The sequence below is a fragment of the Candidimonas humi genome, from assembly GCF_019166065.1.
In the GTDB taxonomy this organism is placed as follows: Bacteria; Pseudomonadota; Gammaproteobacteria; order Burkholderiales; family Burkholderiaceae_B; genus Candidimonas; species Candidimonas humi.
The window spans coordinates 476634-498206 of record NZ_JAHTBN010000001.1; the positions used below are offsets into that span (position 1 = coordinate 476634).

At 65.3% G+C, this 21573-nt stretch carries 18 protein-coding genes; 11 read left to right on the top strand and 7 right to left on the bottom strand.

Translation table 11 applies throughout. The features are described from left to right. The first annotated feature begins 306 nt into the window (after positions 1-306). Complete coding sequence (locus KVP10_RS02055) at positions 307-2418, top strand: TonB-dependent siderophore receptor (RefSeq protein ID WP_217963063.1); 2112 nt, start codon at positions 307-309, stop codon at positions 2416-2418. A 97-nt stretch (positions 2419-2515) separates the two neighbouring features. Here the strand turns inward: KVP10_RS02055 and KVP10_RS21195 are convergent, their stop codons facing one another. Both KVP10_RS21195 and KVP10_RS02070 read right to left on the bottom strand, forming a co-directional pair. After that, positions 2516-5725 (bottom strand): protease pro-enzyme activation domain-containing protein, encoded by a 3210-nt coding sequence (locus KVP10_RS21195; protein WP_246600242.1) that lies wholly within the window; start codon positions 5723-5725, stop codon positions 2516-2518. A gap of 298 nt (positions 5726-6023) precedes the next feature. Beyond that, positions 6024-6965 (bottom strand): LysR family transcriptional regulator, encoded by a 942-nt coding sequence (locus tag KVP10_RS02070; RefSeq protein ID WP_217962799.1) that lies wholly within the window; start codon positions 6963-6965, stop codon positions 6024-6026. 269 nt (positions 6966-7234) lie between these two features. Here KVP10_RS02070 and KVP10_RS02075 point away from each other — a divergent pair, with 269 nt between their 5' ends. From KVP10_RS02075 to KVP10_RS02105, 7 genes are all read left to right on the top strand, one after another. Further along, positions 7235-7696 (top strand): nucleoside deaminase, encoded by a 462-nt coding sequence (locus tag KVP10_RS02075; RefSeq protein ID WP_217962800.1) that lies wholly within the window; start codon positions 7235-7237, stop codon positions 7694-7696. A gap of 219 nt (positions 7697-7915) precedes the next feature. Further along, the gene (xth, locus tag KVP10_RS02080) at positions 7916-8692 is read left to right on the top strand and encodes an exodeoxyribonuclease III (protein ID WP_217962801.1); all 777 of its coding nucleotides are present in this window, start codon (positions 7916-7918) and stop codon (positions 8690-8692) included. A gap of 229 nt (positions 8693-8921) precedes the next feature. Then, a complete protein-coding gene (locus KVP10_RS02085; RefSeq protein ID WP_376810919.1) occupies positions 8922-9533 on the top strand; it encodes a class I SAM-dependent methyltransferase in 612 nt (203 codons plus the stop codon). Next, entirely contained in the window at positions 9530-9889 is a 360-nt protein-coding gene (locus tag KVP10_RS02090) for a hypothetical protein (protein ID WP_246600244.1), read from the top strand. The genes KVP10_RS02085 and KVP10_RS02090 overlap by 4 nt, the downstream gene beginning before the upstream one ends. A gap of 64 nt (positions 9890-9953) precedes the next feature. Then, positions 9954-10586 carry a guanylate kinase gene (gmk, locus tag KVP10_RS02095; RefSeq protein WP_217962803.1) on the top strand — a complete coding sequence of 211 codons (633 nt, stop codon included), beginning with the start codon at positions 9954-9956 and terminating at the stop codon, positions 10584-10586. A 60-nt stretch (positions 10587-10646) separates the two neighbouring features. Next, a complete protein-coding gene (gene rpoZ / locus KVP10_RS02100; RefSeq protein ID WP_217962804.1) occupies positions 10647-10850 on the top strand; it encodes a DNA-directed RNA polymerase subunit omega in 204 nt (67 codons plus the stop codon). Positions 10851-10871: 21 nt separating this feature from the next. Beyond that, positions 10872-13151 (top strand): RelA/SpoT family protein, encoded by a 2280-nt coding sequence (locus KVP10_RS02105; protein ID WP_217962805.1) that lies wholly within the window; start codon positions 10872-10874, stop codon positions 13149-13151. 79 nt (positions 13152-13230) lie between these two features. Here the strand turns inward: KVP10_RS02105 and KVP10_RS02110 are convergent, their stop codons facing one another. After that, positions 13231-15198, bottom strand: coding sequence for a SurA N-terminal domain-containing protein (locus KVP10_RS02110; RefSeq protein WP_217962806.1), 1968 nt, complete (start codon positions 15196-15198; stop codon positions 13231-13233). Positions 15199-15600: 402 nt separating this feature from the next. Here KVP10_RS02110 and KVP10_RS02115 point away from each other — a divergent pair, with 402 nt between their 5' ends. Further along, on the top strand, positions 15601-16509 hold the full coding sequence (locus tag KVP10_RS02115) for a 23S rRNA (adenine(2030)-N(6))-methyltransferase RlmJ (RefSeq protein WP_217963066.1): 909 nt from the start codon (positions 15601-15603) through the stop codon (positions 16507-16509). Here the strand turns inward: KVP10_RS02115 and KVP10_RS02120 are convergent. Then, entirely contained in the window at positions 16484-17218 is a 735-nt protein-coding gene (locus tag KVP10_RS02120; RefSeq protein WP_217962807.1) for a pseudouridine synthase, read from the bottom strand. The two genes, KVP10_RS02115 and KVP10_RS02120, sit on opposite strands and share 26 nt — an antisense overlap. A 36-nt stretch (positions 17219-17254) precedes the next feature. Here KVP10_RS02120 and KVP10_RS02125 point away from each other — a divergent pair, with 36 nt between their 5' ends. Both KVP10_RS02125 and KVP10_RS02130 read left to right on the top strand, forming a co-directional pair. Next, positions 17255-17875: a chorismate--pyruvate lyase family protein gene (locus KVP10_RS02125; RefSeq protein ID WP_217962808.1), complete on the top strand. Its 621-nt coding sequence runs from the start codon at positions 17255-17257 to the stop codon at positions 17873-17875. Then, positions 17872-19110: an MFS transporter gene (locus KVP10_RS02130; RefSeq protein ID WP_217962809.1), complete on the top strand. Its 1239-nt coding sequence runs from the start codon at positions 17872-17874 to the stop codon at positions 19108-19110. Before KVP10_RS02125 ends, KVP10_RS02130 begins: the two co-directional genes overlap by 4 nt. A gap of 220 nt (positions 19111-19330) precedes the next feature. Here the strand turns inward: KVP10_RS02130 and KVP10_RS02135 are convergent, their stop codons facing one another. The 3 genes from KVP10_RS02135 to KVP10_RS02145 are packed head-to-tail and all read right to left on the bottom strand — an operon-like array spanning position 19331 to position 21519. After that, positions 19331-20065 (bottom strand): amino acid ABC transporter ATP-binding protein, encoded by a 735-nt coding sequence (locus KVP10_RS02135; protein ID WP_217963067.1) that lies wholly within the window; start codon positions 20063-20065, stop codon positions 19331-19333. Positions 20066-20081: 16 nt separating this feature from the next. Then, entirely contained in the window at positions 20082-20768 is a 687-nt protein-coding gene (locus tag KVP10_RS02140; protein ID WP_217962810.1) for an amino acid ABC transporter permease, read from the bottom strand. A gap of 10 nt (positions 20769-20778) precedes the next feature. Next, positions 20779-21519 (bottom strand): amino acid ABC transporter permease, encoded by a 741-nt coding sequence (locus tag KVP10_RS02145; RefSeq protein WP_217962811.1) that lies wholly within the window; start codon positions 21517-21519, stop codon positions 20779-20781. Positions 21520-21573 lie beyond the last annotated feature (54 nt).

The window sequence follows — 21573 nt, forward strand, 5'->3', positions numbered from 1 at the left end:
CCTGAAAGGCAGTATGCAAGCCTCTGTTTTTCAAGGCCATATTGCCACGGCGCCACAGTCGGGAGAAGCCGGCCGCCTCGGCATGCAGAAATTCCTGCATCAATCGATATTGAAAACGATTCTCATTGGCACTAATATTCTTGGTTTTCGCGGAAACCGATTTCCGCGCCCCCAGCCGAAGAGGAATCAAAGTTGAACATCGAAACGAGCGTTGAACAAGCGCCGCAAAAGCCGGCCCGAGGCCGCGCTGCCATGCGTGCGGGACACGCCGGACACTGGGCACTGCTGCTGGCGCTGGGCGCCGGCATGCCGCTGTGCGCCACCGCCGCAGACCAGGCCGCAAGCTCGCCCGCCAATGACGCCGCGGCCACGGCAGGCACGGACGGCAAGGCCGTCACCCTGCTGCCGGCCGTAAACGTCCAGGGCTCGCGCGAGGACAGCATGCCGCTGCACTTGCGCGACAAGGTCGAAAGCGGCGCGCTGGGCGATCGCTCGCAATTGGAGACGCCGTTTTCCACCACCGTCGTGACCAGCACCGATCTGCAGGACCGGCAGGTAATGAAGCTGGGCGACGTGTTCGCCGCCGATGCCTCGGTGACCGACAACAGCGGAGCCTACACCAGTTGGGCCAGCTATATCACGGTGCGCGGCCTGCCCCTGGATTGGCAGAACGCCTATCGCATCGACGGCAAGCCCTTCCTCAGCTACGCCATCACCCTGCCTTACGAGCAGTTCCAGCAGATCGACCTGCTCAAGGGGTCTTCGGGCTTCATGTACGGTTTCGGCTCGCCCGGCGGCCTGGTCAACTATGTCACCAAGAAGCCCACGGACGAGCCCTTGCGCAGCCTGGACATCGGCTATCACTCCGACAATATCTGGAGCGAACATGCCGACATCGGCGGACGCGTGGGCAGCGACGGCGCCTTCGGCTACCGGCTCAACGCCACCCACGAAGAAGGCCGCACCTATAACGACGGCTCGCTCTACCGCAACTCGTTCTCGCTGGCGCTGGACGCGCGCCTGACCGACAAGCTCACCTGGGATTTCGAATCCATATACCAGGACCGCAAGACCCGCGGCCAGGAGCCTTCTATTTACACCGGGCTGTACACCGCTTCCAGCCTGCCCTCGGTATTCCACGACACCGATCAGCGCCTGCTGGGCCCGGGCCAGCACCTGGATACGAACTTCCAGTTCTATTCCACGGGCCTGAAATACCAGATCGCGCCGGACTGGACCCTGAGCACCAACTTCAGCCACAGCACCGCCTCGCGCTTTCGCAACGAAGGCATTCTGTACCTGACCGATGCGGCCGGCGATTACGACGACTATCGCTCCGACACCAAGGAAGGCCACCAGTTCAACCAGTGGCAGGCCATGCTCGAAGGCAAGTTCGACACCGGCAGCATCAAGCACCACGTGGTCCTGGGCACCTCGTGGCAAAAGCAGGTCAACAACTACAGCGCCAACAGTTTTTACGACAAGATCGGCACCGGCTCGCTCTGGACACAAAATACCAATGCCTACTACAGCGGCGGCAACTACGGCGTGTACCAGGACAGCGACATCGTGCAGCAGGCCCTGTTCGCCAGCGACACGATAGACCTGAGCGATCGCTGGTCGATACTGGGCGGCCTGCGCTACACCAACTACCGCCAGGAAAGCTACACGCCCGCAGGCAGCAGCTCGGCGCGCTATGACAAGAACGGCGTGGTCACTCCGACCGTGGCCCTGATGTACAAGCTGCAGCCACGCACCATGCTGTATGCCAGCTACATCGAGTCCCTGGAACAAGGGGCGACGGTGGACGACATCTACGCCAACGGCGGCCAGATGCTCAGCCCGCTGGTCAGCAAGCAATACGAGGTCGGCATCAAGACCGAGCAGCAGCGCTGGGCCGCCACCGCGGCGCTGTTCCGCATCGAGCGCGGCGCGCAATACGCCAATAGCAACAATGAGCTGGTCCAGAACGGCCTGTCCATTTATCAGGGCATGGAGCTGGGCGCCTCTGCGCTGCTGGGCTCGAACTGGCGCGTCGGCGGCAACGTGATGCTGCTGAAGGCGACCTATGACAAAGGCTCGAGCTACGACGGCCAGCGCGTCTCGGGCGCGCCGCGCTTCGTCGCCGCGGCCCAGGTTTCCTACAGCGTGCCTCAGGTCGAAGGCCTGAGCCTGCACGCCGACGCCAAGTACACCGGCAGCACCACGCTGCGCCCGGCGGGCGACCTGAAGCTGCCCTCGTACACCGTCTTCAACCTGGGCGCCAGCTACGACACGCGCATCGCGGGGCACGACACCACTTTCCGCGTGGCCGTGAACAACCTGGCCAACAAGGCCTACTGGGAATACCAGTACGACAACTACATCAAGCCGGGCGACCCGCGCAACATCAGCCTGAACGCGTCCGTCCGGTTCTGAGCGGAAGAACCGGCGGGCGGCAGCCGCGGGGGCCTGCGATATCGGCTCTTGCGGCTGCGCGCCCCCGCCCTGCTGTTCTCCTGGACAGCCAGGCCGTTCAAGCCTTGCGGGCCGCCGCCTGCAAGGCGCGGATGCGCGCCACGGCGGGGTGGTCGGCAAGCGCCGCGTCGTACATCCGCGCCAGCACGGCCTTGAGCGCCGTGCGCGAGGCGCCGTCCAGGTACACCATGTGCCCCGATGGATAGAAGCGCACATCCAGATTGCGCCGCACCGAGGCATCGGCCAGCGGCATGTCCCTCAGGTCGCACACCGTCTGGTAGAACGGCGTGACGAAATCGTAGTAGCCATTGACCGACAGCACCCTCAGGTCGACGTTCAGGCTCATGGCCGCGGCGAGATCGCCGGCCGTGTAGAGCACCACCCTGCCCTTGGCATCCAGCCCTTTCTGGGCGCCCGTGGGATCGATGTGGCCGAAGTCCCAATGCCGGAACGCCTGGTCGTTCAAGTCCGTGTAGGACGAGTTCGACGTGAATTTCAAGTCTTCGTTCAAGTAGCTGTGCCACATCGCGGTGTAGACGCCCGAGACCGCCGTCATGCTCGGATCATTGCCGCCCGAATTGGGCGATATGCCCGCGGCGATGCCGGTGTCGATCGCGCTGACCCGCCCGTCATAGGCGCCCAGCGCCAGTCCCTGGTCCTTGAGCAGGCCGAGCAGGAACAGCGACCTGCCCTGCGCGTCGCTCGCAGCCAGGTCGAGATGCCAGGCGCGCAGCGTGGCCGCGTCCATCCCGGTGCAGGCGGCCAGTTCGTCCAGGACCGCGGGGTCGATCCCGGGCAACTGCCGCAGCGCCGCCGCATAGGGGCCCTGCGCAAACTCGCATATCTTGCGCAGGTACGCATCCAGATTGCGGGGCCGCGGGCGCACTGTGGATTTCTTGTGATACCAGGCATCGGCCGCCGCGGTGGGCAGCACGCCGACGGGATTGCCCGCCTGGGTGTAGTCCAGTATCGAGGACTGGATCGTGACGCCGTTCAAGTCCACGCCGTCTTCGTGCAGCGCATAGGCCAGGACGGCAGTGCGCGCCGTGCCGTACGACTCGCCGTACAGGAACTTGGGCGAATTCCAGCGATCGTTCGCAGTCAGGTAGCGCTTGATGAACTGCTTGAGCGAGGCGGCGTCCTGGTCCACGCCCCAGAAATCCCGGTTCTTCCAGGGCGCTATGGCGGCCGAATAGCCGGTGCCCACAGGGTTGATGAACACCAGGTCGCTCCTGTCGAGCAGGCTGTCGGAATTGTCTTCCATCGCGTAGGGCGCGGGCGGCGTGTAGCCCGGCATATCGGTCTTGATGCGCCGGGGCGCGAACGACCCGAGCAGCACGAACACCGACGAGGAGCCCGGCCCGCCGTTGTAGAAAAACGTGACGGCACGCTGCTCGGGATGCGCGTCGTCCAGCGTGTAGGCAACGTAGAAGATCCTGGCGCTGGGTTTGGAGCTGCTGGAATCCACCGCCACGAGGTGGCCGGCCGTGGCCGTATAGGCATATATGCGCCTGCCCAGCTTGATGCGGTGATGCGTGACGGCCGCGTTCTCGGTCGCATCGTCGACCGCGTCGTCCGGGCCGTTGCCATAGGCGGTGGGGTCGAAACAGGGCCGGTCGTCGGAGGCCTTGGCGGGTGCCCTGCGTGCCATGGACGTCTGCGCGGCGGCGCGCGGCGCGGCGCTCTTGCCGGGCCCGGAAGCAGGCCCATGCAGCGCTGCAGCAACCTTGGCGCCGTCCGGGCTGCCCAGGCCGGTGCAGGCGTCCCAGCCCGAGGCGGCCGTGAAATAGCCGTTGTTGCCCTGCGTAATGTCGTTGAATGCCGCGGGCCGCCCGTACAGCTTCGCATTGAGGTAGCCCGCGGGCTTGCCGGCGGCGGCGTTGATGCGCGCGATCAGCGCCGCCCACAAGGGCGCCACCGCGCTGGTGCCGCCCACCACTTCGTCGGCGCCGTCCACCCGCACCTTGTAGCCGGTCATGGGGTCGGCATTGCCCGCGACATCCGGCACGCCGCGGCGCGCCAACATCGTCGCGGCGCCGGCACTGTGCACCTTCAGATGCTCTTGCCAGGCGGGCAGCTCGAACAGGCCGCTCACCCCGCCGCCGCTCGCGCCGCCCTGCCTGCCGTCGTTCCACACCACTTCCCCGTGCGCTGCGCCGGCGGCCGCGTGCAGGCTGGTGCCGCCGCAAGCCAGCGCATACGGGCTGGAGGCCGGGAAATCCACATGGTTGGCGCCGTCCTGCACGCCGTCTCCGGCGCCGCTGTCGCCGCTGGCCGCGCAAATCGTCACGCCCATCACGGCGGCGGCCTGCAGGACGCGATCCAGCGCATCGACCGACTGCCTGGACCAGGCCGATTCGGGACCGCCCCAACTGATGGAAATCACTGCCGGCCGGTTGGTGTCGTCGTGCACGGCCCGGCTCAATGCCTCGATGAAGCCGGCGTCGCTATTGGCCGCGAAGTACAGGACGAGCCGCGCCTCGGGCGCCAGCGACCCGGCGATTTCGACGTCCAGCATGACCTCCCCGTCAGGGCCGCCCGGTTCGCCGGTAGGCGCATGCGCGGAGCCGTCCACCGAAATCACGGCGACCTGCGGCATGTCTATGCCTTGCGCCGAAAAATAGGCCTGCGCGTCGCTCGCGTCGTAGCCGCCGCCCAATTCGATCAAGCCTATGCATAGTCCCGTGCCGGCGCCTTGCGGGAATTTGTACAGCGACGCGACCTGCGACGGCAGATAGGCCTCGCGAGCGGCATGCGGCGCGATTTGCAGGGGCGGCCGCAAGCGGAAATGAGGACGCGCCTGGGGACGGCTGTCCAGGCCGACCACCGCGGCGACCGTGTCCCGCAAAGGCTCGGGAAGCTGCAGCGGGCCGGCATGCCCGCGGTAATGCTCACGCCCGTACGCATAGCCTTGCAGATCCACATCGAAGGCCGCGTTGAACTGCGCCACCGTGCCCGACAGCACCACGCCGCCCATGGCGGCATCGCTGCGCAACACATCGAGCCCGCTGTCGCGCGCGAAGCCGGCCACGGCGTCCATGTCGTGCCTGCTTGCGGAATATCTGCGCGCGAATTGCTTGCGGGACAAGGGCACGCCGGGTACGTCGAGCCCTGCGGCCAAGCCCGCGGCCATGCGCCGCAGCTCGTCCTGGCCTTTGCGGCGCACTATCACGAGAGCTTCGAGACGTTCGGCGGGATCGGCAGCGCCCGTGCAACGCGCACCCGCCAACTGCGCTCTTTCGCTGCCCAGAAGTGGAAACTTCGCCATGATGTCGACCTCCCGTCCAAGGGCCAGCACGATCGATCTTCGGCTGTTTTCACTGTAGCAAACGCGCCCCGGCGCGCATAGCCATGCAATAGGTTTTTACACATGGCGCGGCGGTGCATCCCGCCCGCAGCCATGGCCGGCCCGGCAAGCCGGCTCGTGCTTCGAAGCCGGCGCGAGGCCCACGGATAACGTCCGCGTACACGGCATGCACAGCTCGCGCCGCAGGCGCTGCAGTGCACGGTCTTTCAGACACGCATGGCGCCCATTGCGGAAACATGCCTCTTCAAGCTCGAGCGAGTCACCGATTTTCGAGAGCCGCCGCCATCAGGCTGACCAACTCCGACAGCGGGCCGCTCTTGTCCCAGGTATAGATAGAGACGGCCATGGGCGGCGCCACGCCGTAAGGGTTGTACAAGCGCACGCGGCGCCCCTTCGTCGCCCGGACGGGCAGCACGGACAAGCCGAGACCAGACTCCACGCCAACGAGGACGCTTTGGAGACTGCTGCCCGAAAAGGCAATGTACCAGCGCCGACGCTCGCGCTCGATGCGGTCGAACATGGCCTCGCGATAAAGGCCGCCCGGCGGAAACGCGACCAGGGGAATGGGATCGCTCCATTCATGCACACCGTCCTCGCCTTCGAACCACGCCATGGCCTCCGGGAAGGTGGCGAAGCAGTCCGCGCTCGCGGCCGGTTCCTTGACGACGACGATATCGAACTCGCCGCCCCGATAGCGTTCGGCCAGATCGCGGCTCAAACCTGTAGTGATATCCAGCCGGACGGAGCGGTCGGCAGCGGTGCATGCCTTGAAGATCCCGGCCATTTCGCCGCTGACAATATCTTCGGGCAAACCGATGCGGATCGAACGGGCACCCGCCGGGTCGCTCAATGCCGCCTGGGCTTCGCTCTCGAGCATGAGGATGCGTCGGGCGTAGCCGAGCAGCCGCTCGCCGGAGACGGTGGCGCGTATCGGCCTGGCTGTGCGGTCCACCAACTGCTGGCCGACCGATTCTTCGAGCCTGGCGATCTGCTGGCTGATGGTCGATTGCGTGAGGTGCAGTCGGTCCGCCGCGGCGGTGAAGCCGCCGGCATCGACTATGGCCACGAATGCGTGAAGAAGACGAGGATCGAGCATGCCGGGTCGGCTCGCTGAAAGCTCCGATGGGGGAATAATCAGCATAACATGCGTATTTTTAATAATTATTATCCAATAATTTAATTTCCAAATGATGCGCTGCAAGATTATCCTGGATGCAGTCATCATCTTGGAGGCCCCAAGCACACGGCGCGGATCTCAAGAGCACGAATCGCTTTGGAGGTACCGCCCTGATCCCGGCAGATCGTGGACATTCTGCTCAAGGCCGGGGCGAATCCCAATCTCGCTGAGATCGCGGGGGCGTCAGGCCCCTGTCGCACGCATGCTCGCGCGGCTATCGCGAGATCGAACGCCCACTGCTCGCAGCGGGCGAGCATCAGGGCCTGTTCACACGATTCTGGAAAGGACGAAAAATGGAAAAGAACCTGGATTTTCTGCAGCGGGCCATCGAGCTTGCCTACGCCAACGTCGACAAGGGCGGACGCCCTTTCGGCGCGGTGATCGTCAAAGACGGCAAGATCATCGCCCAGGCGGTCAACGAGATCATGGACACGAACGACCCCACGGCGCATGCCGAGCTGTTGGCCATCCGCGCAGCAAGCCGGCACCTCGGCTCGGCCTCGCTCGCGGGCTGCTCCGTGTTCGCCAGCGGCCACCCCTGCCCCATGTGCATGGGTGCGATGCGCCTGGCGGGCATTGCGGAAGTGACGTACGCCTACTCCAACGAAGACGGTGGCCCCTTCGGCCTATCGACCGCGGAGGTCTACGCCGATCTGGCCAGACCGTTCGAAAAGCAGTCCATGAAGATCCGGCACGTTCCGGCACGCCTCGAAGGCAGAACGGACCTGTATCCGCACTGGAAGCAACAGCACTGAGGCGGGACACGCGCGAATGACGACGATCAAACCGGCGCCACATCTATATGCCATGATCGGGCGGAACAAGGCATCGTGCTGATACCATAGCCGCATTCACGCAACACGAAGAAAAGCGCCCATCAAGCCTGAATCGGGTAGCCAGATGGGTAGCTAGCCCATAAAACAGGCTTGTGCTTATGTGACAAGCATTTGACTCTCAACGGTATTATCAATCGCATGAAACTCGCCACCTGGAACGTCAATTCCCTGAAGGTGCGCCTGCCCCAGGTCCTGGACTGGCTGCGCGCCCATCCCGTGGACGCGCTGTGCCTGCAGGAACTGAAGCTTGCCGACGATCAATTCCCGCTGCAGGCTTTTGCCGACATCGGCTATCACGCGCAATGGGCCGGCCAGAAGACCTATAACGGCGTGGCCGTGATATCGCGCGAGCCCGGCGCCGACCCGCAGCGCAACCTGCCCGGCTTCGAAGACCATCAGCAGCGCATCATTGCCACGACCCTGCCCGGCCCGAGCGGCCCGCTACGCGTGATCAGCGCCTACTGCCCCAACGGACAGGCGGTCGGCAGCGACAAATACGCCTACAAGCTGAAGTGGTACGCGGCATTGCACACATGGCTGGCCGACGAGCTGCAGCGCTATCCGCGCCTGGCGATACTGGGCGACTACAACATCGCGCCGGCCGACGAAGATGTACACGATCCGGCCAAGTGGGCCGGACAAGTCCTGGTCTCGGAGCCCGAGCGCGAGGCGTTCGAGGCGCTGACCGCGCTGGGCCTGAGCGACGCCTTCCGCCAGTTCGAGCAGCCGCCCAAGTCCTATACGTGGTGGGATTACCGCCAGTTCTCGTTTCGCCGCAACGCGGGCCTGCGCATCGATCACGTGCTGCTGTCGCCGGCCTTGAGCCCGCACTGCGTTGCCTGCGAGATCGACAAGCAGACGCGCGGCAACGAACAGCCTTCCGACCACGCGCCCGTGATCGCGACGCTGGAATAGGAATAACAGCCGGCAGATGGAATAAAAAAACCGCGGGTTGCAGGCCAAGGGCCCGTAAAACGACGAAGCCGACAGGCGGCCGCAAACGAATATATACTTGGACGATCGGGAGGCTCCCGAGTCGCCGCGGCCCTGGCGCCGTTTACAAATCGTTAACGCAGGCGACGGTCGGGGCTGATAAGGTGGCAGGCCACAAAACCACAGGACGAGGCGGCAGATGCATCGAGTACTGCGTTTTCCACATGCAGAGCGGATCACCGGATACATCAGAAACATCGCCCCCGGACTCTTCATCCAGGAACTCTTCACCCAGCCAGGCGCAGTCGGCGCCATTTGCCCGAGTTCGCGCTACCTGGCGCGAAACATGGCGCGCCAAGTGCCGGCCGAATCGGACGGCCTGGTGATAGAGCTGGGCGCCGGCACAGGCGCCATCACGCAAGCCCTGCTGGACCACGGCGTCGCGCCCGAAGACCTGATGCTGGTGGAGTATTCCCGCCCCTTCGTGCAACGCTTGCGCCAGCGTTTCGCCGGGCTGAACATCGTGCACGGCAATGCCGCCGAACTGGCGCGGCTGGTGCCCGCCGGGCGCAAGATCCGGGCGATCGTATCCAGCCTGCCCCTGTGCTCGCTGCCCGAACACCAGACCCGCGCGATACTGCAGCAATGGCAAACGCTGCTGGGCCGAGACGGCGTGGCCATCCAGTTCAGCTACCACCTGCGCAAGCCCAAATGGCGCCAGTACATGGAACCGCAGCACACCCGATCCCGGATCGTCTGGGCCAACCTGCCTCCGGCCAACATCACCACCTTCACGTTCGGCGCTACAATGCGCGCCGCATGAACACCAGCACTACCCGCGACATGAACGCCACCAGCCGCATCGTCGGCACCCTGGACAACGGCATGATCCTCGAGGTCTCTATCGAGGATCTGCACTTCACGGCCTACGCCGTCATCAGCGAACCCGACGTCAATGCGGTGGCCGACTTCGTGCCGCAGGAACAATTCGAAGCCGACGGCGACCTGCACGTGGCCGCGGTGGGCCATGCCGAAGACGCCGACGAACAAGTGAGCAGCGTGGCCTTCAATATGAATCCCGGAGACGCCGCGGTGTTCCTGTGCATAGACACTGCGGCCTACCGGGCGACGCTCGAGGCGCTGGGACAGCCGCAGGACGCGGGCGGCGCCGCGCACTGACCGCAGCGCCCCGGCGGCTCGCGATTCTCGATCGCGTCCACCTCATTTTTATCTACGAACGACGATGGCATCCTATAGCGGCAATATATTCATGGTGGTGGCCCCCAGCGGCGCGGGCAAATCCAGTCTGGTCAATGCCCTGCTGGCTCAGGAACCCGACATGATGCTGTCGATTTCCTGCACGACCCGCGCCCCGCGCAGCGGCGAAAAAGAAAACCAGCACTACCGCTTTATCGACAAAGAAGAATTCCTGCGCATGCGCGAGGCCGGCGCCCTGCTGGAATGGGCCGAAGTGCACGGCAACTTCTACGGCACTCCGCGCGACCGCATCGACGAGGCCATCGCACAGGGACGCGACGTGCTGCTCGAAATCGACTGGCAGGGCGCCCGCCAGATCAGCCAGCACTTTCCCGAAGCCGTCGGCATATTCATCCTGCCGCCTTCGATCGAAGCCCTGGAAACGCGCCTGTACAAACGCGGCCAGGACGCCCCGCACGTGATCTCGCGCCGCTTGCTGGCCGCCGGCAGCGAAATGTCGCACGCCTACGAGTTTCAATATGTTATTATTAATCAAGAATTTAGCGTCGCGCTGACGCAGCTTTCGCAAATCGTGGCGGCAACCCGCTTGCGGTATGCCACACAAGCCGCGCGCCATGCCAGCCTGTTCTCTCAGCTCGGCATCAGCGGCGCCGCGTAAAATCTTCGTCACGTTCGATTCAGCACGTTTTTTTCGTCATCCACGTCATACAGGTTATCCATGGCTCGTATCACCGTCGAGGACTGTCTGGAACAGATCCCCAACCGCTTCAACCTCACCCTGGCCGCCACCTACCGCGCCCGCGAACTGGCCCAAGGCCACGAGCCGCGCATCGACAGCAAAGACAAACCTACGGTCACGGCCCTGCGCGAAATCGCCGCCGGCGTCACTGGCCTGGAGATGCTGCGCAAGGTCCCGACCTGATACTCTCTTCCGGGCTGGCTCATGGCGTTCTCAGGTCTCCGAGGTGCTTCGTCCGGACTGCTGGCGGTTCTGAAGAAGGGTTCGCGCCTGCGCCGGCGCAAATCCACGCTCAAGTTGCAGGCCGCGCCGGCCGCCCATGAACAAGCGCCGGCCTCGGCGGCGATCGCTTCGCTCGCCCCCCTCACCCGCATCATCAGCCAGTACCTGGACCCGAAAGACGTCGAGCGCGTCAAAGAAGCCTATCGGTTTTCCGACCAGGCGCACCTGGGCCAGTTCCGCGCCAGCGGCGAACCCTACATCTCGCACCCGATAGCCGTTACCGAAATCTGCGCCGGCTGGAAGCTCGACGCCGATTCGCTCATGGCCGCGTTGCTGCACGACGTCATGGAAGACCAGGGCGTGGCCAAGCAGGAACTGGCCGAACGCTTCGGCGCCGACGTGGCCGAGCTGGTGGACGGCCTGTCCAAGTTGGACCGGCTCGACTTCGCCACCAAGGCCGAGCAGCAGGCCGAGAGTTTTCGCAAGATGCTGCTGGCGATGGCGCGCGACGTGCGCGTCATCCTCATCAAGCTGGCCGACCGCCTGCACAATATGCGCACGCTGGACGCGGTCGACCCCGAAAAACGCCGCCGCGTCGCGCGCGAAACTCTCGAAATCTACACGCCGATCGCCCATCGCCTGGGCTTGAATGCGCTGTTCCGCGAAATGCAGGACCTGTGCTTTCACGCGGTGTACCCCAATCGCTACACGGTCTTGCACAAGGCCATGATGGCCGCGCGCGGCAACCGCCGCGAGGTGCTGGGCAAGATCGCCGACGCGGTCAAGATGGCGCTGCCCGCGGCCGGCATCGAGGCCGAGGTCAGCGGACGCGAAAAGTCGCTCTACAGCATCTATACCAAGATGGTCGAGCAGAAGAAGTCGTTCTCCGATGTGCTCGACATCTACGGCTTCCGGGTCATCGTGCACACGCTGCCCGAATGCTACCTGGCCCTGGGCACCCTGCATCAGTTGTACCGTCCGGTGCCGGGCAAGTTCAAGGACTATATCGCCATACCCAAGCTCAACGGCTACCAGTCGCTGCACACCACGCTGGTGGGCCCCTACGGCACCCCGGTGGAATTCCAGTTCCGTACGCGCGACATGGACCACGTGGCCGAGGAAGGCGTCGCTTCGCACTGGCTCTACAAAGAAGACGACGCGACGCTCAACGACCTGCAGAAGCGCACCCATCAATGGCTGCAGTCGCTGCTCGACATCCAGAGCCAGACGGGCGACTCGGGCGAATTCCTGGAGCACGTCAAGGTCGACCTGTTCCCCGATGCGGTCTACGTGTTCACGCCGCAGGGCAAGATCATTTCGCTGCCGCGCGGCGCCACGCCCGTGGATTTCGCCTACACCATCCACACCGACATCGGCAACCAGGCGGTGGCTTCCAAGATCAATGGCGAATTCGCGCCGTTGCGCTCCGAGCTCAAGAGCGGCGACTCGGTCGAGATCGTCACCTCGCCGGCCTCCAGGCCCAGCGCCCAGTGGCTGAACTACGTGCGCACCGGCCGGGCGCGCTCGGAAATCCGCCATTACCTGCGCACGGTCAAGTACGAAGAATCGGTGGCCTTCGGCCTGCGCCTGCTGAACCAGGCCTTCGACCAGTTGCACCTGCCCCACCCGGCCGACGACGACCCCGAGTGGGAAAAACTGGCCAAGAGTTCCGGCGCCAGTTCGCGCGACGAGATCCTGGCCGATATCGGCCTGGGCAAGCGCCTGGCGGCCGTGGTGGCGCGCCGCTTCGCGCCCGAAAACGCCATGCTGGCCACCACCGCGGCGGCGGTCGACGAGATCACCTCGACGGCCAGCGCCCCCATACTCATCCAGGGCAACGAAGGCCAGGCGGTGCAGTTGGCGCCGTGCTGCGGCCCGCTGCCGGGCGACGCCATCATAGGCGGGATACGGCTGGGCCACGGGCTGGTGGTGCATATGGCCGAATGCGCCGTGGCGCAGCGCCAGCGCGCGCGCGAACCCGAGCGCTGGATACCGGTGATGTGGGACACCACTACCGCGCGCCACCTGTCCACGCGGCTGGACGTCACGGTCATCAACGAACGCGGCGTGCTCGGGCGCCTGGCGGCCGAAATCACCGAGGCCGACTCCAACATCATGCACCTGACCATGCAGGACGACGCAGCCGCCACTGCCTTGCTGCACCTGACCGTACAGGTCGACAGCCGCAAGCACCTCGCGCAGGTCATCCGCGCGATCCGCCATGTGCCCCAGGTACAGAAGATCGTCCGCATCAAGGGTTGAACCCGCGCGCTGACGTGGCGCAAAGCAAAGGCCCGCGCTAGCGCGGGCCTTTGCTTTTATCGAGCGTTCTCGTGTGCGCTCAGCCGTTCTGGTCGGCCTCTCCGGCCAGCACCTTCTGGGTTTGCGGCAAGACCTTGATCTTGGTCTGCGCCTTGAGCGCCTCGAGCACGGCGTGCTCTTCGGCCTGGCCCCAGGCCTGCGACAACTCCATAGGCAGCGAGGCCTGCAGGGACGGATTGGGCTTGCCTGGCTGGGCCTTCTGTATGTACAGCACCGAATAGCCCTGGGCCGTCTTGACGCCCTTGAACTGCGGCAGGTCCTTGCCCGGCACGGCCAGGGCTGTGTCCAGCAGCGGCTTGCCCAGGCCCTGGGCATCGATGCGGCTGACGGTCAGCATGGGCCCGAAACCTGCCGGGGCCTGGGCCGGAGCCTGCTTGCCATAGGAGGTCAGCGCAGCCTGGCCGGCCTGCTCGGCTGCGGCCTGGGCGCGCTCGGCCACGAGCCTGCGGCGGATGAGCTCGGACACCTTGCTCAAGTCGGGCACTTCGGCCGGCGTGAACTTGGCCACCCGCACCACGATCATGGTGTCGGACGAGATTTCTATGACGCCGGAATTCTGCTTGTCGGTAAGCACCTGGCCGGAAAACAGCGCCCGGCGCACGCGTGCATCGTCGAGCACGGCCGCGTCCGGGCTTGCCGATGCCGCCGCCGCGCCTACCTCTACGGCAGGCAGCAGGCGGTCGCGGGTGATGCCGTCGGCCGAGTGGACCTTCATGCCGAGCGCGTCGGCGGCCGGCTGCAGGCTCGATGCGTTGTCATAGACCAGGCTGGTGAGCTTGGTGGCCATGTCGGCGAAACGATCCGCGCCGAGCTGGCGCCGCACCTCGCTTTCGACCTTGGCGCGAGCCTGTTCGAAGGGTTCGGTCTGTTGCGGCTGGACGTCCTCGGCCAGGAAGATGTGATAGCCGCCGGGGCCGTCGACCACGCCCGAGACTTCGCCTTTTTTCAGCGCGAACACGGCCTGTTCCAGCTTCGCCGGCCAGGAGCCCTTGGTGATCCAGCCCAGGTCGCCGCCCTTGGAGGCGGTACCGGCGTCTTGCGATTGCTTGCGGGCAATGTCGGCGAAGCGGCTCTTGTCGGCGTGCACTTCCTTGGAAATTTTCTCCGCCTGATCGAGCGCGGTCTGGCGCTGCGCCTCGGTGGCGCCTACCGGAACTTCGACCAGGATATGGCTGAGCCTGACCCGCGCCGGCGTGACGAAGCGCGCCTTGTTCTGTTCATAGTATTTCTTCAGGTCGTCGGTGCTGACGGCCGGCAAGCCCTGCATGGCGGCGGCTTCGTTCAGCAGCAGGTATTGGGCGCTGACCTGCTCGGGCAATTGCAGTTTCTGCTTGTTGTGGTCGTACCAGTCCTTGATGTCCTGTTCGCTGACCTTAACGTCCTTGACATAGTCGGACGCCGCATAGGCATGCACGCTCAGCACGCGCTCTTCGGTGAGCGATTGTTCCAGCGACGCGACCACGGGCTTGGGCACGCTGGCCGTCATGGCCACCGGGCCGAGTACGCGGTCGATCGCCATTTCGGCGCGCCGTCCCTGCTCGAATTCCTTGCTGGTGGCGCCTATGGACTTGAGCACTTCGTTGTAGCGCTCGGCGGAAAACTGGCCGTTGACTTGCAACTGAGGAATGGAAGCGATCGCCTGCCGGAGCACGGCGTCGGACACGCTGAAATGATTCTTGCTGGCAGTGTCCACCAGCACGCGGCGGTCGACCAGGGAATCGAGCAGCGCCTTGCGGGCGGCCGGATTGTCCAGCGAGCTGGGATCGAAGCCGGAGGGATTGGCCTGCTGCATTTGCTGCAACTGATTGCGGCGCGCCTGGTCGAACTCCTGCATGGTGACCGCCGAGCCATCGACCTTGACCAGGTCGTGGTTGCCCGACACATACGTGGTGTAGCCGCTGATGCCGATCAGGCCGAACGACGGCACAATCAACAACAACAGGATAAGCTGCATCAGGCGTTGATGCGTGCGGATGAATTCAAACATGAATGACTCGCTGTCTCGCGCCACGGATCAGCCGGGGCGTGACGATTTATACCAAAAATAGCGCCCCCTCGCTGCGCGGGCCCGCTATCTACCCCGCGCCCCGCATGCCAAGAGGATGCGCCGGGCGTGGTCCCGCCCGCCAGGGCTGTGTCGTTGCAGGGCCCATCCTACGCCGCAGGCCGGCGCCGGGCGACGTTCGACGCGCCTGGCCCCTGTATCGAAATTTTCCTGAAGTTTACCACCCGCCCCTGCCCCGCCTGCCTGTATGCTATCGCTTTGCGCGTCCGCGCAGCGCCGTCTGCGCGCGCGGGCGCTTCATGTCCGGATTGGGGATGCGCCGCCATGTCCGCCGCCGCGAGCGGCTGCCGCACCCTCGCCGCCGGACCGCAGCCGGAGCCTTATTTGTTCAGCTATCGCCACGCCTTCCACGCAGGCAACCACGCCGACGTGCTCAAGCACGCCATATTCGTCCATATCCTGAGGCACCTGAACCTCAAGCCGGCCCCCTATTGGGTCATGGACACGCACGCGGGGGCCGGGGTGTACGACCTGACCAGCGACTGGGCTGTAAAAAACGGCGAATTCGCCGACGGCCTGGACCGGCTGCTCGACGGCGAGCCCGTGCCGTCCCTGATCGAAGATTATCTGGACGAAGTGCAACGCTGCAATGCCGACGGCATCGCCAATATCTATCCCGGCTCGCCGTGGCTGGCGCTGCACGCCCTGCGCGAGCGCGACCGCCTGCGGCTGTTCGAGCAGCATCCTTCCGAGGCGGACGTGCTCAGGCGCAATCTGCGCAGCCAGGGCCGCAAGGCCCAGCGCCAGGTCGCGGTCTACGAGGCCGACGGCTTCGAGGGAATCAAGGCCATCCTGCCGCCGCCGACACGGCGGGGGGTGGTGCTGATCGACCCTTCCTACGAAGACAAGACGGATTACCGCCGTACCCTGCTTACTGTACGAGAAGCGCTCAAGCGCTTCGCCACGGGCTGCTATGCGGTCTGGTACCCGTTGGTGCAACGCCGCGAACCGCAGGAGCTCGGCCGCTCGCTGGAGCGCCTGGGCTGCGGCGACTGGCTGCATGCCACGCTGACGGTGTGCAAGCCCGCGGCGGACGGCCACGGCCTGCACGGCAGCGGCATGTTCGTAATCAATCCGCCCTGGACGCTGCACGCGCAACTGCAGCAGACCCTGCCGTGGCTGCGCGACAAGCTGGCGCTGGACGAACGCGCCGCCTGGACCCTGACGGGCAGCCAGGACACCGCAGCGCCGGCCGGGCCTGCCCACACTAAACGAAACGCTCGCCTTCCTTGAGATAGCGCCACTGCCCCTGCGGCAAGTCGCCCAGCGCCACCTTGCCCATCCGGACCCGCTTCAGGCCCACGACTTTCAGGCCCACCAATTCGCACATGCGGCGGATCTGCCGTTTCTTGCCCTCGCGCAGCACGAAGCGCAACTGGTCGCGATTCAGCCATTCCACCTGCGCGCGGCGCAGAGGCTTGCCGTCGAGCTCGAGCCCGTGCTTGAGCAGCGCCAGGCCGTCGGGCGCGATGCGGCCCTGCACCCGCACCAGGTACTCCTTGTCGACGTCGGAATCGTCGCCGATCAACTGGCGCGCCACGCGGCCGTCCTGCGTCAGCACCAGCAAGCCCTGGGAATCGATGTCGAGACGGCCCGCCGGGGCCAGACCGCGCAGGTGCGCCGGATCGAAGCGCACCTGCGCACGGTCGCCACGGTAGCGGCTGGCCGCCTGGATCAGCGACACAGCCGGCCGATAGCCCTTTTCCGCCTGGGCCGAGACATAGCCCACCGGCTTGTTCAGCAAAATGGTGACGCGCGCGGTCTGGCGCTGCAGGGCCGGACGTTCCAGGGTGATCTGCTGGTCGGGATAGGCTTTGCTGCCCAGTTCCGCGACCACGACCCCGTCCACCCGCACCCAGCCGCGTTCTATATAGCTATCGGCCTCGCGCCGCGAACACAGGCCGCGCTCCGCCATCAGCTTCGAGATTCTGGTCTTTTCCATGAGCGCGATTGTAAGAGTTTGGCGATAATGGCGTTCATGAGCATTACACCCGACCGCCGCGCGGGCTGGCTTGCCGGCGCAGCCCCCACGCTCGACCGCGAGCAGAAATATTGGTTGACCCGCCCCGGCGCCCTGACGGCCGGCCTGCAAGGCCTCGGGCAAGTGCGCCTGCGCGTGCTGCGCGAACGCGTCGAGGGCCTGTGCCGCAGCGAGGCCTGGATGCTGGGCCTGGCGCCGAATTCCCCGATCTGGGCGCGCGAAATCGTCATGAGCATCGACGGCATCGATAGCGTGATGGCGCGCAGCCTGACCCCCTTGGCGGCTTCGCATTCATGGTGGCAAGGCATGCGGCGCCTGCGCAGCCGGCCTCTGGCCGACATGCTGTACGCCGACCCCCGCATCAACCGCTCGCCCTTTTTTACCCGCGGGCTCGACCGCTGGCAGCCCATGTACCGGGCCTTGCGGGCCGGCCTGCCCGCGGCCCGCTACCCGGCGCCGGCGCTGCTGGCGCGCTGCTCGGTATTCCGGCGCGGCGGGCAGCCGCTGTCGGTAGCGGAATGCTTCCTGCCCGAATTCTGGCGCGTGGCGGCACGCTCGGCCACGCCCCGATCCGGCCGCCGCCACGGCCCCCCTTTCCCTACTCCCGACCGCACATGAGCCCCCAGGACAGCGCCGCCGACACCCTCGCCGCCTCGCCCGCCCCCGCCACCCGGCGCAACGCCGTCACGCTCTCGTGCCTGCAGGCCCTGGGCGGAGCCAGCCCCGCGATCGTCATCGCGCTGGGCGGCCTGGCGGGCCAGCAACTCGCCAGCCGGCCGGAGCTGGCCACCGTGCCCGTGACCGCCTACAGCCTGGGACTGGCCTTCGGCACGATCCCCGCCGCGCTGGTCATGCGGCGCCTGGGGCGGCGCTACGGATATGTGATCGGCGTACTGCTCGGCATGGCGGCGGGCCTGATCGCCGCCGGCGGCATCTACCTGCAGGCCTTTTCGCTCTTGTGCCTGGGCACCCTCTGCGCCGGCCTGTATTCCGCCTATGTACAGAGCTACCGCTTCGCCGCGGCCGACGCCGCCGCGCCGCAGTTCCGCACCCGCGCCATTGCCTGGGTCATGGTGGGCGGGCTGTTCGGCGCCATCATCGCCGCCCAGACCATCATCTACACCCGAGGCATCTGGCCGGCCGCGCCCTTCGCAGCCTCGTTCGTCGCACAGGCCTGCATCGCGCTGGTGGCATTGCCCCTGGTGCTGAGCCTGCGCATCGCGCCTCCGGCCGCCGCGGCACGGCAGGCCCACGGCGGCCGGCCCCTGGCGCAGATCGCACGCACGCCGCGTTTCATGGTCGCGGTGCTGGCCGGCGTGATTTCCTACGGCTTGATGAATTTCCTCATGACGGCCACGCCGCTGGCCATGGTGGGCTGCGGCCATACGGTCAGCGACGCGACCCTGGGCATCCAGTGGCACATCCTGGCCATGTACGGGCCGAGCTTCTTCACCGGCCGGCTGATCGACCGCTACGGCAAGATCGCCATCACCACCACCGGCGTGGCGCTGATCGGCGTTGCCTGCAGCGTGGCCCTGTCGGGGCTGAGCGTCGCGCATTTCTGGGGCACGCTGATCGTACTGGGCCTGGGCTGGAATTTCGGCTTCATCGGCGCCACTTCCATGGTCACCGACTGCTACCGGCCCGAAGAGAAAAGCCGGGTGCAGGCGCTCAATGATTTCCTGGTATTCGGCAGCGTCGCGGTGGCCTCGTTCTCGTCCGGGCAGGTCATGGCGCGCGGCGGCTGGCATGCCGTCAATTTCGCCGTATACCCATTCGTCGCGGTCGTGCTGCTGGCGCTGGCCTGGCTCTGGCTTCGGGAGCGGCGCGGCGGCACGGGCCTGCCGGCCTGAATCGCCGCGGCCGTGGCCTCGGCCCCGGCTTGCGGGCATGCTGCGGGCATTATTCCGAGCACGCAAGAGAGGCCAGACTCCCGATCAAGACCTGAGGCGCGGCCCTGGGCTCTTGCGCCAGAACGCTGTACGCGGAAAGCGCCAAAACGCCGCGCGAAAAAAAACGCCCCGGCGTAGCCCTGCTTCGGGCTGCCGGGGACGCACTGCACGGCAATACCTGTCAGTGCGAGAGGATCTTGGACAGGAACAGCTTGGCGCGGTCCGAGCGGGCTTCGGAATTGCCGAAGAATTCTTCCTTGCTGCAATCTTCGACGATAGTGCCCGCATCCATGAATATGACGCGATCGGCCACCTTGCGGGCAAAACCCATTTCGTGAGTCACCACCATCATGGTCATGCCTTCCTTGGCCAGGTCGACCATGACGTCCAGCACTTCATTGACCATTTCCGGGTCGAGCGCTGAGGTGGGCTCGTCGAACAGCATCGCTACCGGATTCATCGCGAGCGCCCGGGCTATGGCCACGCGCTGCTGCTGGCCGCCCGACAACTGGCCGGGGAATTTGTCGGCATGCGCCGACAGGCCTACACGGTCGAGCAGCTTGCGCCCGCGCTCGAGCGCGTCGGCTTCCTTGCGGCCCAGCACCTTGATCTGGGCCAGCGCCAGATTGCGCATGACGGACAAGTGCGGGAACAGCTCGAAGTGCTGGAACACCATGCCGATGCGCGAACGCAGCTTGGGCAGGTTGGTGTCGGGCGCGCCCACCGACACGCCGTCGATCCAGATTTCGCCTTTCTGGAAGGGTTCGAGCGCATTGGCGGTCTTGATGAGCGTGGACTTGCCCGAGCCCGAAGGGCCGCACACCACCACCACCTCGCCCTTGGCAACCGAGGTGGAACAATCCGTCAGCACCTGGAAGGAGCCATACCATTTACTGACGTTCTTGAATTCGATCATGGGCATCCTGCTTTCCTCAACGAATAATCGTCATGCGGCGCTCCAGCGCCCTGACGCTGAGCGATGCGACGTAAGACATCACGAAATAAACCACGGCCGCGAAGATGAACATCTCGACCAGGCGGCCGTCGCGCTGGCCGACATTGTTGGCGGCGCCGAGAAAATCGGTGAGCGACAGCACGTAGACCAGCGAAGTATCCTGGAACAGCACGATCATCTGCGTGAGCAGCACCGGCGTCATGTTGCGAAAGGCCTGCGGCAGCACGACATGGCCCATGACCTGCCAGTAGTTCAGGCCCAGCGCGTAGCCGGCGCCTATCTGGCCGACCGACACCGACTGGATGCCCGCGCGCATGATCTCGCAGAAGTAGGCAGCCTCGAACAAAGTAAAGGTGATGAGCGCGGAGGTGAAACCCCCTACCGCCACCGGCCCCCCGGCGTCCGTGATCCAGCCGACGAAATACGGTACCAGAAAATAGAACCAGAAGATGATCAGGATGAAAGGCAGCGAACGCAGGAAGTTGACATAGCCCGCGGCCACCGTGGACAGCACCCACTTGGAGGACAGCCGCATCATCGCCAGCAGCGTGCCCAGCGCCACCGCCAGGATGGTGGCCAGCACCGTCAGCTTGATGGTGAAGACCATGCCGGTGCCTATGGTGTAGGGCAGCGTGCGCAGGACGATCTCGAAATTGAAATGCATGGCGGCCTCCCTAGCGCTTGCCGCCGGCAAAACCCGGCACGCTGAACCATTTCTCGATGACCCGCATCAGGGACACCACGACGGTATTGATGATGAAATACAGCACGGTAGCCGCGGCGAAGGGCTCGAAGATCTGGAACGAGAATTCCTGCATGGAACGCGCCGCGCCGGTGATTTCCAGCAGCCCCACGGTAAAGGCCACCGAGGTATTCTTGATGAGATTGAGCGCTTCGGAAGTGAGCGGCGGCATGATGATGCGCGCGGTAATCGGCAGCAGCACATAGCGGTATACCTGCATGCGCCCCAGCCCCAGCGCCGTGGCGGCCATGCTCTGGCCGCGCGGGATCGAGCCTATGCCGGCGCGGATCTGCTCGGCCACGCGGATGGACGTGAACAGGCCCAGGCACACCACCGCCGTCCAGTAGGTGCTGATCGTCGGGTCGGCGGACTTTATCCAGTCGCCCAGGCCCTTGGGCACGACTTCGGGAAAGACGAAGTACCACAAGAACAATTGCACCAGCAAAGGGACGTTGCGAAACAGCTCGACATAGGCCGTGCCCAGTTTCCGGAGCCAGGCGATGTGGCCGGTGCGCATCACGCCGATGATTACGCCCATGACCAGGGCGATGATCCACGCGACGGCAGAAACCGACAGCGTCCAGCCCACGCCGCGCACCATGGTGTGCAGGTAGGTGCCCGAACCGTCGGGCGACATGTCCCAGAAGATGGACCAGTTCCAGTGGTAATTCATGCATCCGTCCAGAGTAGCGCCAGGCCTGCGCAGCCTGCCGGGCGAGCGCCCGGG